Here is a 13,151-nt window from a genome sequence, read left to right as displayed (position 1 = left end):
CACTTCACCTAATTTCCGTAATAGTTTCGGTATCCTTTCCATATTCTTTCTACAATTTCACTCTTCACACTTTTATCTAGATTCTTTATCTTTTTAGTTTTATTCACCCAATCCAATATATCTGTTTTGCTTGAAATACTATTAACATCTATAGCTTCGTTAAGCGAATAGCCCGACTTCCCACTTCCAGATTGAACCTGAAATAATCCATCACCATTAGGACCACTATTTGGCTCCCAATCTACACGAATGTTCTCTTTTCGATTTCCTACTCGGGCTTCAATTTGTTTACCACCCCTGCCAGAAATGGTCTTACTCGTAGGTTTATTGGCCTTCCAGCTATCGTAGTTGCTAGAATAATTAACCTGAATTTCGCCATTTAGTAAGGCTGTCTTTGTGATAGCTGATAAGCTAGTTACTGCTCCACTAGCTATCAGTACATTCCCATATTGTACCCCTGATACAGATGCTGCCGTACCAGCTACGATACTTGTCCCTGCTGTTGGTGGACCAGCCATGATACTCAAGACTTCAAGGGCGCCACTCGCAAAGTAAACTCCCAATCCAGAGAATATTTGAGCTACTCCACTCCAAAATTCGACTGAATTTGCTTCAAAGTTTTGTGCTTTTAATTCATCAAACTTTTTGTTAACCAAATGAGTATAGTCAGCATCGTATTTCCCGTTTTTTGAAACGACATAGCCTTGTTCCAAGGGGGAAATTTCAATGATATTCCCTGTTTCATCAATCTTAAGAGTGTGATTGTAGTCGTCAATTATTTTATCCCATTCGGACTTGTCATGGCCTTTTAAGCGCTTCTTTAATTCGGCACGATAGTAGGCATCACCATCTTCCGATAGCATCATATCCCTAGAAGCTTTATTGATGGCACGAGTTTCAGAGTCTTGAAAATCTCTTTTGGCATGCGAAACAATCTTCACATCCTTCATCTTCTGCACCCAGCTCATGTCCACACCGTCCGCATAGTAGTTACCATCGCTATCGACAATGACTTTACTTAGTTGCGTAGCTCCTTGAATCGCTAAGCTAAGGACTTCTAGACTATCGCTGAAATACTGGGAAACCTGTGAGACAAAAAATTCTAGTTTTTCAATCTTGTCATCCAAATCCTGAATACCCGACTCGATTTGAGTCTTGGTATTGTAGAGGATGGTCTTCTCAGAGAAGGCTTTCCCCCAATTGAGACTAAAGAGATCTTTGATTTGATTTAGCCAGTTCTCCCTCGCTTGAATCTGAGCTTCTACGATAGCTAACTGCTCTTCCCTCAATTTTTTAAGTTCCTTGAGCTGGTCCAGGTCCAAATCTCCATATCCAGAGACCTGAGCATCTGCATTTTTGTAGGAGGTCAACTCTAGTTGGATATCATCTATCGCTGCTTGTAACTTCTTGATGCTGGGGATGATAATCTCTGTAAAGAGACCTTTACCAGCTGTGTAGGCTGCTCCTGTCAGCTCACCTGAGTCTAAAGAGGAAATTAGGTGATCACAGCCACTAGATAAGCGGTCCGTGACTTCATTTGCGACTTGGAGATTGTTAGTCATGGCCTGAATCAATTCTTGGGATTCTTGTGCGCTGTATTTTACTCCCATGGTAGCCGATTCCTTTCTGATATCAGTTCTTCTCTAGCTTCATCGAAAGACCGACGAGCCTTCTTCGTTTGTTTTCCCAATTCATCCAGTTCCTCTTCTACATAAGAGTTGATCTGTCGTTGAATGGTTCTATTATCACTTTCGATTTGCTCTATCACCTGACGAGAACTAGGCGAGATAGCTAATAGAGTCGCCATACGATGGTGGATACTCTGGATTTCTGAGTGAAAGTGAGTTACCTGCAGTTCATATTGTCTTTTTAGAGTCTGAAGACTTTCTTCTTTATCGTCAATCTTGACAATTTCTCGCCAAAGTTTGTAGCGTTTTTCTTCGTTCTTATCTGCCATTTTTAATGTTCCCATCTCTTAGCCAGCTCTACGTCGCGTTTTTCAATCTTATGAGCAATTTCTGGAAACTTATTTGCTTGGGTCAAAACAGCCGAGCTGAAATCACTGACCGCCTGAAGCATTTGATTGCAAGCCTGGCGTCCAGCTTCCATCCCTGCAATTTCAGAAGTATATGAAAATTCTACTTGCTGATTTTGCTTCTTGCTCGTGTCATACCCAACCAATTCATTAATAGCTGCCTCTGCTGCTATCGTGCTAGATTTTATCTTTCCACCCATACTTCAAACTCCCTTTATTCATTGTATATTGACCATATCATAACACAAAAATAGTACGATTTCAAAACAAACCCTAAGGGCAAGTGAGCTCATCTCCTTAGAGTAAACTCTATCGCTCAGTGAATGAGTTTGACAAAGACGCCACTAGTGATTTTGGAGACCCGTTTTCTGATGCCTTATAGTTTGAGTAGTCTTATTAGCAAGGCTTGTTCACCTCTCGTGAGAAACAGAAAAAGACAAGCCCTAGAAAAATTCCTAGGGCTCGTCTTATGTGTCAAAATGAGCTACGTTTTTACTGACTCCTACAACTCTGTCCGATTTTCAATGGCTCGTAAGAGTGTGACTTCGTCCGCATACTCGATATCTGCTCCCACGGCTAGTCCTCGTGCTAGGCGAGTTACCTTGATACCAGCGGGTTTGAGGAGACGAGAGAGATACATAGATGTCGCTTCCCCATCTGCCGTCGCATTGGTTGCCACAATCACCTCTGAAACCTCACTATCCATGAGACGGGTCATGAGACTCTTGAGGTTGATATCGTCTGGGCTGATACCATTCATCGGAGAAATGAGGCCGTGCAAGACATGATAGAGTCCATGGTATTCTTGGATGTTTTCCATAGCAGCCACATCGCGACTATCCTCTAGCACCAAGATGGTTGTCTGATCACGAGTCGGATCTGTACAGATCGAGCAAGGATCGTCATCCGTTAAACGGCCACAGATGGAACAATAGGTTAATTCCCGCTTAGCAGACAGGAGATTTTTGGCAAATTCATTGACATCGTCATCAGACATTCCAATGGTATAGAAGGCTAGGCGGGTAGCCGTTTTAATCCCGATACCTGGTAACTTTGAATAGCTATCAATCAGCTTGGCAATAGGTGTTGGATACAGCATAAGTTCCTTTCTAATTCATTGGATGGTGTTGGTTATAAAGATTGATGATATCACGCGCAATAGAAGGTCCGACACCGTTTGTAAGGTTGGTGTTATGAGGAAAGACGACTGCGACCGCAATTTGAGGATTTTCGGTCGGTGCATAGGCGACTGCATTGGTATTATTGGCTTTTTGACCACCATTAACGTAACTTTCGGCAGTACCCGTTTTCCCGCTGATGGAAACGGCTGCGCCATTTGAAAAGGCACGACCAGTTGTCAGAGCACTCGTTCCATGCGAAACTTGATAGAAACCTTGCTGCAAGATAGCCATATCTGATTCTGAGATATTGACCTTGTTTAGTTCCTTAGTTGCTGTTTCTTGAATCAGGCTGCCTAAACCACCTTGGTCATTGTTTCCATAAACTCCTTCAACGATGTGAGGAGCCAAACGTACGCCATTGTTTGCAATGGTTGCGACATACTGGGCTAACTGCATCGGTGTGTAGTTATCAAACTGACCAAAGGAATTATTGATATAGTTCCCCAAATCGAAGTCTTTCGGCGTAAATCCTGTTGACTCATCAGGAAGATCAATTCCTGTGGAAGCTCCGAGTCCATATTCCCCAAAGGTTGATCGCAATTTGCCCATTGCAGTCTCTAACTGTCCCGTTGCGACTGTCATATTTGGTGTGTAGGTTTGTCCCATGATTCCTAGCGCAGTTTGAACCATGTAGGTATTAGAAGAGTATTCCAAAGCCTCAACTGCTGTGATAGGGAAAGAGCCGTATGACAAGGTATACCATGAATTGATAGGGGCCGAACCTTGGAAAACAATCGGCTGGTCTGTCAAGGTTTGATTACCTGACAAGACTCCGTTTTCCCAACCAGAGCTGATGGTCGCTGCCTTAACAACAGATCCTGGCACAAAGACATTGGTTATCGTTCCAAGCGAATCTGAGCTCAATTTCCCGGATTCGACATCATGCTTGACACCTGACATGGCCAAAACTGCACCGGTTTTAGGATTGAGGGCTACAGCGTAGACTCCTTCAGAGTATTTGGCTCCACCGTTACCCAACTCTGAGTTGAAGTAGCTCTTGAGTAGGTCGTCCACACCATTCTGGAAAGCTAGGTCAACCGTTAACTTGATATTGTTTCCTTTGCTTCCTTCTTCGACATTTTCCACACTTTCCATATTTCCGTGTTTGTCGAGGTGGATTTCCTTTACGGAACGTTTTCCTTGAAGAACATCTTCATATTGCTTTTCAAGATAGGAAGTTCCCACTCGGTCATTGAGAGAATAGCCTTTTTTGAGATAGGCATCAACTTCTTCTGCTGGAAGTCCTGACTTCTCATTTGAAACGCTACCAACGATTGTTGATAAAGATGTATCCAGTACTTTACGATCCCATGAGGTTGAAATGCTGATACCTGGTAATTCCTTGGACGCTGATGCAACGAGAGCAACTTGGGTATCATCTAAGGCATCCGTAGAAATGGTTCCCGTTGCAAAATTTTCAACAGCATTGAGCTGACTAAAGAGATAGATTTCCTTTTTCTGGTCATCTGTATAATTAAGTTGACTCACGTCAATGCTTTCAACCGCATTATTGTAAAGTGTCGCTTCCGATAAGCGGTTCCCATCTGAATCCAGGCGTTTATCGCTTGGCAAGGATTCGACTGTTTTTTTGTAAATATCCTGGTCCGCCAAGTAGTAGTCTGCAATCTGTCGATCTGTCAGATCAGGAGAGGTTACATTTACATATGTGAGGAGTTTCTTGGCTGTCTCCTTCAATTCAGTTGCCGTCATTTTATTGTTTCGTGTGAAAGAAACAACTTGCTTGACAGTATTTTCCACCAAGGGTTTCCCTGCCGCATCATAGATCTGTCCACGAGCTGAACTGGTTGTTACCCTTGTTTGGCTGGCTGAGGCCAATTTTGTTTCATAGAAATCTTTATTGAGCACCTGCATGTATAACAATCGACCAATAATGGCCATAAAGAGCAGGATGACAATCGCAAATAGTAAATTAAGCCGAATCGGAATCGAATGGCTATTAAATTTTCTCATACAACTAAGACTCTTTTCTAGAAAAATTCCCGATTTCCACCTTTATTTTCCCTAAAATAATAGAGCAAACAGGTGAAGCTCAGTATATTTCATTGTACCATATTTTACGGAGAAACTCTTGGAAAAGTCGAAGCATTTTTTGACTTTTAATTGAAAATGCCTTTTTATTTGGTTATCCTATTTTCTATGATATAATGATAGTAATAGTTAGGAAAGCGTTAATTTTTAAGACTTTGACTCATAAAAAGGAGCCTCATGAACAAGCCAGATATCGCAACCATAATCGACCTCCATTTTGAAGAATTAACCGAGCTCGAGCAAGAAATCGCTCGCTATTTTTTGCAAGCTGAAACGATCCAAGATGATCTCTCTTCTCAGCAAGTTACCCAGAAATTACATATCTCCCAAGCAGCCTTGACCCGCTTTGCCAAAAAGTGTGGTTTTACAGGCTACCGAGAGTTCGTCTTTCAATACCAGCATCAGGCTAGTAAACCGGACACTCATTCGCACAAACACAGTCCTTTGACCAAACGTGTTTTGCGAAGCTACAGTATCATGCGAGAACAAACTCAGGATTTGATTGACGAAGAACAACTGGAACGCGTCGCCCAATTAATCGATGACGCAGAACGAGTTTACTTTTTTGGGACGGGAAGTTCTGGTCTGATTGCCCGCGAGATGAAACTGCGCTTTATGCGTCTAGGTGTTGTCTGTGAAGCTTTGACCGATCAGGATGGCTTTGCTTGGACGACTAGTATCATGGATGAAAATTGTCTGGTACTTGGCTTTTCTCTCTCAGGCACTACCCAATCCGTCCTCGATAGTTTGCTGGACGCCAAGGAAATGGGGGCCAAGACCATTTTATTTACCAGCGCTCCAAACAAAAACAGTCAGGCTTATACTGAAACAGTCCTTGTGACAAGCCATAGTCAATCTTCTTACATCCAGCGTATTTCCGCTCAACTCCCTATGCTCATTTTAATAGATTTGATTTATGCCTACTTTTTAGAAATCAATCGCGAGAGCAAGGAAAAAATCTTTAACAGCTATTGGGAAAATAAAAAACTCAACGGCTATCGTAGACAAAAACGTGTTAGAAAATCCTAGTTTGGTTGAACCAAACTAGGATTGTTTTGTTTTAATACTCTTCAAAAATCTCTTCAAACCACGTCAGCTTCACCTTGCCGTACGTATAGGTAACTGACTTCGTCAGTCTTATCTACAACCTCAAAGCTGTGCTGTGAGCAACCTCTGGCTCGCTCCCTACTTTGCTCTTTGGTTTTCATTGAGTAAAAAATGATAATAGGCACCCAACATTGCGGTATTTTGGGTATGGGAAATTCTAATCGTAAAATAAAACGAGCTATTCTCCTGAGGTACGTTCTATAATATCATAGTTTAATGCAGAGTGTAGCAATGTAGTCATTTCCATAACGTGACAATCGATGTCTTTTGTCACACGATTCATAAAAATCGATCATAGCGAGACCATTCTTCAGTTGTCCTCTAATCTGCATTTCTAAGGTATGGCTAAATTCATATCCATATTCTGGATTGATGGTTATTCTGCCTTCCGCTTCAAGCTCTCTTGAATTAAAAGGGAGTGAAAACTTTAACAGTAATTCCTCATCAGGTTTGTCCCATACAATGTCAGCATCATACATGTAGATCCAAGGATTCATAAATCCAACCATTAACAGACCACCCTTTTTCAATACGCGAGAGGCTTCTTTATACATGTTTTCTAAATCTTCTATATATACATTTGAAACCGGATTAAAAACAATATCAAAGGTTTCATCTTCAAATGGAAATGGTTTTGTCATATCGCCTTGAACGGTATTGATTTTTAAGCCTTCTCGTTTTGCAGCCATCTCATCTCTTTCTAATTGCGATTTAGAAAAATCCATGATGGTAACATCATAACCTTTTGCAGCAAAAACCGGACCCTGCTGGCCACCACCACAAGCTAAACCTAATATCTTTTGTCCCTTGGCTTTTTCAAACCATTCTGTCGGAACTTTTTTCCCCACAGTTAAGGCGACAGAAATTGGATGCTTTCTAGCTTCTTCTAATTCTTCATGTGTCAATGGCTCAGTATAGTCGTTTTTTACATTATTCCATCTATCTTCATTTAATTTTATATAATTATTCATCTTACAATCTCCTCGCAATTTTATAGTATTTCGATTTCAGGTGAATAGGTTGCCATTACATTTTCTCACCTCTACAAATTCTAATTTGTCAATTTCTCATCCATCTCATTATATCACTTTTCCACATTTTCTCATTTACTCAAGCTAAACACTAGTTGAATTGATGATAGAATTGCTCTCTCCTTAACTTCTCATGCAAGTCGGTTATTTTCTCCTAGTTTCTCACGATTACATCCTTTGGCTCAAATTTTTCAATAAAAAAAGAATTAAGCAAAACATTTTTCACTCAACTAGTGATTAAGTGTTCTGCTTAATTCTATAATTCCAAACTAGGATTGTTTTGTTTTGAAATGATAATAAGCTCCCAACATACCTGCCGTATTTTGGTGATAGGCAAATTCTAATCGTGTTTTTTCAGCTAGGCTTGGCACCAAGGCCGCCTTCAAGGCTGTGCGGATCTTCGGTTTGAGAATAGCCTCTTGCCCCATGATGCCGCCACCGAGAATGACTACTTCTGGATTGGCAACGTAGCAAATATTTGCCAAACCTTTTCCAAGGTAATCTACCATGCGGTCAATGCCAGCCATACAGATCTTGTTTCCTTCAGTAGCTTCCTTGAAAATGCGTCGGCCATTCCACTGGTCAACTGGATCACCATGAGCTGCTGCTACATACTCTACCAAGGCTGTCGTAGAAGCCAAGTCTTGGAAAGCTCCATCCTGCATATGCATATAACCAACTTCACAGGCTGAATTGCTAAATCCATGGAAAACTTTCCCATCCATAATTAAGCAACCACCGATACCTGTTCCAATGGTCAAGCAAAGAGTGACACTCGCTCCCTTGCCTGAACCAGATACTGCCTCAGCAAGACCTGCACAGTTGACATCATTTTCAATCTCACAAGGAATAGCAAAACTCGTCTCGATTTCCTTCTTAAACTGGGTTCCTGCATAGTTGGGAATCTGAGGACCAGCATAGAAAATCTCACCCTTATCAGGATCCACCATTCCTGCAGAAGAAATGGCAACACCTGCTACTGGGCCCTTTTCTAAATAGCTGGCAACGATATCTTTTGTCTTTTGTAAGATATGGGGTCCACCCTTATATGCCTCAGTTGGCATTTCATGCGATTCAACAAGTTGGCCTTCTTGGTCAATCAAACCATATTTGATGTTGGTTCCACCGATATCAATTGCAACGTAGTGTGTCATAAATACCTCCTTATGGATTAGAGGAAGCGCTCCTTGGTTTCACGAATCAATTGTGCTGCTGCTTCTACAACTGGGCGATCTTCTTCGGTTACTGGCGTCAATGGCGAACGAACTGAACCAATGTTCAAGCCTTCATTGATCTTCAAGACTTCCTTAATCACACCGTACATATTTCCATGTGCAGAAGTGAGTTTGCCAATGATCGCATTGATAGCATACTGCAATTCACGCGCTGTTTCCAAGTCTTTCTCAGCAATTAACTGATTGAGTTTCAAGAAGAGTTCTGGCATCGCACCATAAGTACCACCAATACCAGCTTTGGCACCCATGAGGCGACCACCTAGGAATTGTTCATCTGGGCCATTGAATACGATGTGGTCTTCTCCACCAAGGCTGACAAAGGTTTGGATATCTTGAACTGGCATAGAAGAGTTCTTAACACCGATAACACGAGGATTCTTCAACATTTCAGTGTAAAGGCTTGGAGTCAAAGCAACACCTGCTAATTGAGGAATGTTGTAGATAACATAGTCTGTATTTGGTGCTGCAGCACTAATGTCATTCCAGTATTTAGCAACTGAGTACTCAGGCAAACGGAAGTAAATCGGTGGAATCGTTGCAATGGCATCTACACCCAAGCTTTCCGCGTGGCGAGCAAGTTCCATACTATCTTTGGTATTGTTGCAAGCTACGTGAGCAATGATGGTCAATTTGCCCTTAGCAACTGCCATGACTTCTTCCAAAATCAATTTGCGGTCTGCCACACTTTGGTAGATACATTCACCAGAAGAACCATTGACATAGAGACCTTGAACACCCTTATCAATGAAGTATTGAACCAAGGCACGGGTACGCTCTGGACTGACTTCTCCTTGATCATCATAACATGCGTAGAAGGCTGGAATGACACCTTCGTATTTTTTCAAATCTGACATAGATTTTCTCCTAAGATTTCTTTTTTCTGCTGAGAGCAGCTCTATTTTTTACAAGTTTAGTATACACCTTGTGAAAATCTCTTTCAATATCTTGTATACACTTAGATTTTAGTTTCTACTTGTATTTTAGAAACTGTAACGATTGAAAGTAGTTTCAGAAACAAGCCATCCTACTGGTATTTTGCGAAGATTTTCTCCATCAAACCTGCTTGGAGAAAGACTAGCAAACCAAAACCAAAGAGGATAAAGGCCGATCCACCCAAAAGGAGAGTGAAGGCGGATAGATAAAGAACCATCACAATGAGAAAGAGAATGGCTAACATGAGGAAGAACCATGGAAAGTTAAAACTTGCCAAGATAAGCCCTTTTTGCAGCACTTCTTTCCATGACAAATCATAGCGCGCAGCGATGGGATAACTAGCTAGCATCACGAGAGTGAGGAAGATGAGAATCCCCAAACAAATTGCTTTCACAATCTGGAAAGGCAAAGCTGTCTGGCCCCAGAAGAGATAGAGATCTAAAAGGCTTAATGACACAATACCCAACTCTAGCAAACCTAACTGGAAACCCAGTTTCAGATTTTGCTTGAAGGCTCTTAGAAAAGTTTGAAAGACTGGTACCCGTCTGCTTCTCTTAATCTCAAACATGGTTTCATAGAGGCTGATTTTCGCCACTCCAATCGTCACGATGGGCAAACAAGAGACGACAAAAAGAAGATTGACTGTGACGATATCCAAAACCTTTTCACTAAAACGCATGAGAAAGTTGTCTGTATCAAATGCTGCCTTGATAAGGCTTACTCCTTTTTGTGCCATGTTTGCTCCTCCTGATTCTTTTAATCAATCAAAATTTTAAAGAGATATTTACGAACCTTCTCTTCCATCCCTGCGTAGCCATTTGGCTGATGCGGTTCTCCTGGGAAGAAAATCGCAAAATTGTGATAACCCAACAAGAGTGGGTAGCGTTCATGACAATGGACAAAACCAATGTCGCTCGCTTCATCGAATGCTACTGCCTCGTCTTTGATACGTGAACCGTAGCTTGAATATTCATGTCCTTCTACCAGTAAATGCAAATCTGCATAGTGTTTATGGTGCTCAAACTGATCATTTTCAGCTTGATTGAGGACATTTTCCTGAACAACTAGAAAGACCTTGTCCCCGTCAATCTCATACTTACCGAGTTCGAAAGAAGCCTTACGGTGCTGATAGAGATAGTCGATAGCCTTGTCTAGATTGGGATGGATCCCCTTGTAAAAGGTGATGTTTTTCAAATCGTCAAAAATCATACTGTTTCCTTCGTTTCTGATAGTTACTAGTTTTCAGTTTCGAATTATCCTTCCTCTATTTCCCTGTAATAGTGCGGACGGAAGCAAATTCCTTCGGAATTTCATTCCTAATTTTTGAGCCTTTCACTCCTTCATCGTCAGTCTCAAAAATTCCGTCTAAGATAAGCGTAAGATGCTTATCTTAGATACCACTAAAGCGGGAAATAGTTACCCTAAAACGAACCTACTCTAACTAGTATCATGAAAAGAGTTCATTCTTAAGTTTATAAGTGTCTGACAAAACTTCACGAAGTAACTGCATACTCTCCATTTTGTAGACACTTATAACTCTGTATTCTCTTATACTCAATGAAAATCGAAGAACAAACTAGAAAGCTAACCGCAGGCAATACTTAAGTATGGCAAGGTGATGCTGGTGTAGTTTAAACTCGATTTTCGCAAGGTCTTATCCTTTAACAGCTCCCATAGTAATCCCTTGAGTGAAGGATTTTTGGAAGACAAGGAAGACGGTTACGATTGGCACGGCTGCAAGAGCTGCACCTGCCATGATCAAACCATAGTTGGTTGCCATTTCGGCCTGCATGGTCGCAACCCCGAGTGAGATAGTCAAGTTTTGACGTGAAGTCAACATAACCAACTGCATGAAGTAGTCGTTCCAAGTATTGATGAAGGTAAAGATTGCAAGGGCTGCAAATCCTGGTTTCACGATAGGGAAGGCTACGCTCCAGAAGGTACGAATCTCACCACAACCGTCGATTTTAGCTGATTCAAGCAATTCTGTAGGGATATTTTCACTGAATTGTTTCATAAGGAATACCCCAAATGGCCATCCAATCAAAGGCAAGATAACTGCCCAAAGAGTATCGTGAATTCCCATGAAGTTAACGATACGTACCAATGGTACAAGGACAACTTGTTTTGGAAGTGCCATGGCAGCGATAAAGACTGCAAAGAGGATACGTTGACCATAGAAACGTTTTTTAGCCAAGACATAACCTGCTAGAGAAGAGGTTGCACAGACTAAGAACATGGTTACCAGTGAGATAAATACAGAGTTCCACATCCACTGCATAGCAGGGTTTTGCACCATGAGTTGTTGGAAGTTCTCCATGGTTGGCATTTTAGGGAACCACTGTGGTGGAATCATAATGGTATCAGGTTGTGATTTGAAGGCCCCTGTCAAGATCCAGTAGAATGGAAAGATGAACAGTACGGTCAACAAGAGCAAGATAATCGTTGAAATAACAGTGAAAGCTGTTAAAGGTTTCTTTTGTGTAGGTTGCATAACTGTCTCCTTTCTTTAGTATTCTACGTCGTTTCCGAGGATCTTGAATTGAGCAAAGCTGACAATGGCAATCATCACTGCCAAGAAGACACCGATGGTATTTGCATAGCCGTACTCTGTCAATTGGAAGGCTTTTTCGTAAAGGTAGTACATCAAGGTACTTGTTGAATAGTTTGGACCACCAGAAGTCAACAACTGAATCAAGGCGAAACATTGGAATGAGTTGATGGTTGTGATGATTGCGATGTAAAGAGTTGTTGGAAGAAGGCTAGGCCATTTGATCTTCCAGAAGACTTGGAATTCAGTCGCACCGTCTACACGCGCTGCTTCAACAAGTGAGTTGTCAATATTCCCCATTGCAGCGATATAAAGGATAATCGGTTGACCAACAGATGTTGTCAAAAGAATGATCATAATCGCTAGCAAAGCCCAGTTTTTGTCACCCAGCCAAGAAATGTTTTGGCTGATGATGTGGCTTGACTTAAGGACAAAGTTTAGAATCCCTGATAGGGGGTCATAGATCCATTTCCATACAACCGTTACGGCAACACTACCTGTAACTACAGGAAGGAAGAAGACGAAACGATAAAAAGAACGGGCAATGGCATTTTGATGATAGGTTTGAGATGCTACAAAGAGCGAGAAGAGAACCACAATCGGAACAGATCCAATAACCAGGATAACGGTATTGATCAAAGACTTCACAAAGACAGGGTCTTTAAACATGCGAATGTAGTTGTCCAAGCCCACAAACTCAAATTTAGTCATGGAGTAGTTAAAGAAACTTGTAATGAATCCCATAATCATAGGAGCCAAGACAAAGATGACAAAGAAGAATAACACTGGTGCTAGGAAAGCGTAGGAAATCACTGTTTCCCGCATACGAATTTTATTGACTTTCACAGTCGGCACCTCTCTTTCAAATAGAATAGTTTTTAATTTTCTTGAACTGTTTTAAAACCAAAATGAAATTTTTTAAGATTCGCTTATGTAAGAACTTCATTTTAATTTCGTGACAGTTCCTACCATTTCAAACAAAAGTCCCCCTTTTCTTACACCATAGTGCACAGGGAAAAGGGGGGAATC

Annotated in this window: 13 protein-coding genes; 1 reads left to right on the top strand and 12 read right to left on the bottom strand. The window is 41.4% G+C overall.

Translation table 11 applies throughout. The features are described from left to right. Positions 1-8: 8 nt before the first annotated feature. The 5 genes from DG474_RS02880 to pbp2b form a co-directional block, all read right to left on the bottom strand. The gene (locus tag DG474_RS02880) at positions 9-1,610 is read right to left on the bottom strand and encodes an LXG domain-containing protein (RefSeq protein ID WP_255778757.1); all 1,602 of its coding nucleotides are present in this window, start codon (positions 1,608-1,610) and stop codon (positions 9-11) included. Further along, positions 1,601-1,972: a hypothetical protein gene (locus tag DG474_RS02875; protein ID WP_255778755.1), complete on the bottom strand. Its 372-nt coding sequence runs from the start codon at positions 1,970-1,972 to the stop codon at positions 1,601-1,603. Before DG474_RS02875 ends, DG474_RS02880 begins: the two co-directional genes overlap by 10 nt. Continuing rightward, the gene (locus tag DG474_RS02870) at positions 1,960-2,235 is read right to left on the bottom strand and encodes a TIGR04197 family type VII secretion effector (protein WP_000509001.1); all 276 of its coding nucleotides are present in this window, start codon (positions 2,233-2,235) and stop codon (positions 1,960-1,962) included. Before DG474_RS02870 ends, DG474_RS02875 begins: the two co-directional genes overlap by 13 nt. Before the next feature lie 302 nt (positions 2,236-2,537). Next, positions 2,538-3,134 (bottom strand): recombination mediator RecR, encoded by a 597-nt coding sequence (recR, locus tag DG474_RS02865; protein ID WP_000966754.1) that lies wholly within the window; start codon positions 3,132-3,134, stop codon positions 2,538-2,540. A 10-nt stretch (positions 3,135-3,144) separates the two neighbouring features. After that, positions 3,145-5,187 (bottom strand): penicillin-binding protein PBP2B, encoded by a 2,043-nt coding sequence (gene pbp2b / locus DG474_RS02860; RefSeq protein ID WP_255778754.1) that lies wholly within the window; start codon positions 5,185-5,187, stop codon positions 3,145-3,147. 255 nt (positions 5,188-5,442) lie between these two features. Between pbp2b and DG474_RS02855 the strand changes: the two genes are divergently transcribed. After that, on the top strand, positions 5,443-6,294 hold the full coding sequence (locus tag DG474_RS02855) for a MurR/RpiR family transcriptional regulator (RefSeq protein ID WP_001039477.1): 852 nt from the start codon (positions 5,443-5,445) through the stop codon (positions 6,292-6,294). 284 nt (positions 6,295-6,578) lie between these two features. Here DG474_RS02855 and DG474_RS02850 read toward each other — a convergent pair whose 3' ends face one another. The 7 genes from DG474_RS02850 to DG474_RS02820 form a co-directional block, all read right to left on the bottom strand. Further along, positions 6,579-7,343 carry a class I SAM-dependent methyltransferase gene (locus DG474_RS02850; RefSeq protein WP_255778753.1) on the bottom strand — a complete coding sequence of 255 codons (765 nt, stop codon included), beginning with the start codon at positions 7,341-7,343 and terminating at the stop codon, positions 6,579-6,581. 329 nt (positions 7,344-7,672) lie between these two features. Continuing rightward, the gene (locus DG474_RS02845) at positions 7,673-8,557 is read right to left on the bottom strand and encodes an ROK family protein (RefSeq protein WP_206285553.1); all 885 of its coding nucleotides are present in this window, start codon (positions 8,555-8,557) and stop codon (positions 7,673-7,675) included. 17 nt (positions 8,558-8,574) lie between these two features. Next, the gene (locus tag DG474_RS02840; RefSeq protein WP_247930900.1) at positions 8,575-9,492 is read right to left on the bottom strand and encodes a dihydrodipicolinate synthase family protein; all 918 of its coding nucleotides are present in this window, start codon (positions 9,490-9,492) and stop codon (positions 8,575-8,577) included. 170 nt (positions 9,493-9,662) lie between these two features. Then, the gene (locus tag DG474_RS02835; protein ID WP_042902679.1) at positions 9,663-10,307 is read right to left on the bottom strand and encodes a YesL family protein; all 645 of its coding nucleotides are present in this window, start codon (positions 10,305-10,307) and stop codon (positions 9,663-9,665) included. 20 nt (positions 10,308-10,327) lie between these two features. After that, on the bottom strand, positions 10,328-10,780 hold the full coding sequence (locus DG474_RS02830) for a NanQ anomerase/TabA/YiaL family protein (protein ID WP_255778752.1): 453 nt from the start codon (positions 10,778-10,780) through the stop codon (positions 10,328-10,330). A gap of 445 nt (positions 10,781-11,225) precedes the next feature. Next, positions 11,226-12,065 (bottom strand): carbohydrate ABC transporter permease, encoded by an 840-nt coding sequence (locus tag DG474_RS02825; protein ID WP_001183243.1) that lies wholly within the window; start codon positions 12,063-12,065, stop codon positions 11,226-11,228. A 15-nt stretch (positions 12,066-12,080) separates the two neighbouring features. Further along, positions 12,081-12,947 (bottom strand): carbohydrate ABC transporter permease, encoded by an 867-nt coding sequence (locus tag DG474_RS02820; protein WP_161801140.1) that lies wholly within the window; start codon positions 12,945-12,947, stop codon positions 12,081-12,083. Positions 12,948-13,151: the final 204 nt, after the last annotated feature.

The sequence above is a fragment of the Streptococcus oralis genome (assembly GCF_024399415.1).
Classification (GTDB): domain Bacteria; phylum Bacillota; class Bacilli; order Lactobacillales; family Streptococcaceae; genus Streptococcus; species Streptococcus oralis_CS.
Note: the sequence above shows the minus strand (reverse complement) of the source record. Positions and strands in the feature narration are given on the sequence as shown.

Coding starts and splice junctions, on each gene's coding strand:
- DG474_RS02880 (WP_255778757.1), bottom strand. CDS start 1,610: ATGGGAGTAAAATACAGCGCACAAGAATCCCAAGAATTGATTCAGGCC.
- DG474_RS02875 (WP_255778755.1), bottom strand. CDS start 1,972: ATGGGAACATTAAAAATGGCAGATAAGAACGAAGAAAAACGCTACAAA.
- DG474_RS02870 (WP_000509001.1), bottom strand. CDS start 2,235: ATGGGTGGAAAGATAAAATCTAGCACGATAGCAGCAGAGGCAGCTATT.
- recR (WP_000966754.1), bottom strand. CDS start 3,134: ATGCTGTATCCAACACCTATTGCCAAGCTGATTGATAGCTATTCAAAG.
- pbp2b (WP_255778754.1), bottom strand. CDS start 5,187: ATGAGAAAATTTAATAGCCATTCGATTCCGATTCGGCTTAATTTACTA.
- DG474_RS02855 (WP_001039477.1), top strand. CDS start 5,443: ATGAACAAGCCAGATATCGCAACCATAATCGACCTCCATTTTGAAGAA.
- DG474_RS02850 (WP_255778753.1), bottom strand. CDS start 7,343: ATGAATAATTATATAAAATTAAATGAAGATAGATGGAATAATGTAAAA.
- DG474_RS02845 (WP_206285553.1), bottom strand. CDS start 8,557: ATGACACACTACGTTGCAATTGATATCGGTGGAACCAACATCAAATAT.
- DG474_RS02840 (WP_247930900.1), bottom strand. CDS start 9,492: ATGTCAGATTTGAAAAAATACGAAGGTGTCATTCCAGCCTTCTACGCA.
- DG474_RS02835 (WP_042902679.1), bottom strand. CDS start 10,307: ATGGCACAAAAAGGAGTAAGCCTTATCAAGGCAGCATTTGATACAGAC.
- DG474_RS02830 (WP_255778752.1), bottom strand. CDS start 10,780: ATGATTTTTGACGATTTGAAAAACATCACCTTTTACAAGGGGATCCAT.
- DG474_RS02825 (WP_001183243.1), bottom strand. CDS start 12,065: ATGCAACCTACACAAAAGAAACCTTTAACAGCTTTCACTGTTATTTCA.
- DG474_RS02820 (WP_161801140.1), bottom strand. CDS start 12,947: ATGCGGGAAACAGTGATTTCCTACGCTTTCCTAGCACCAGTGTTATTC.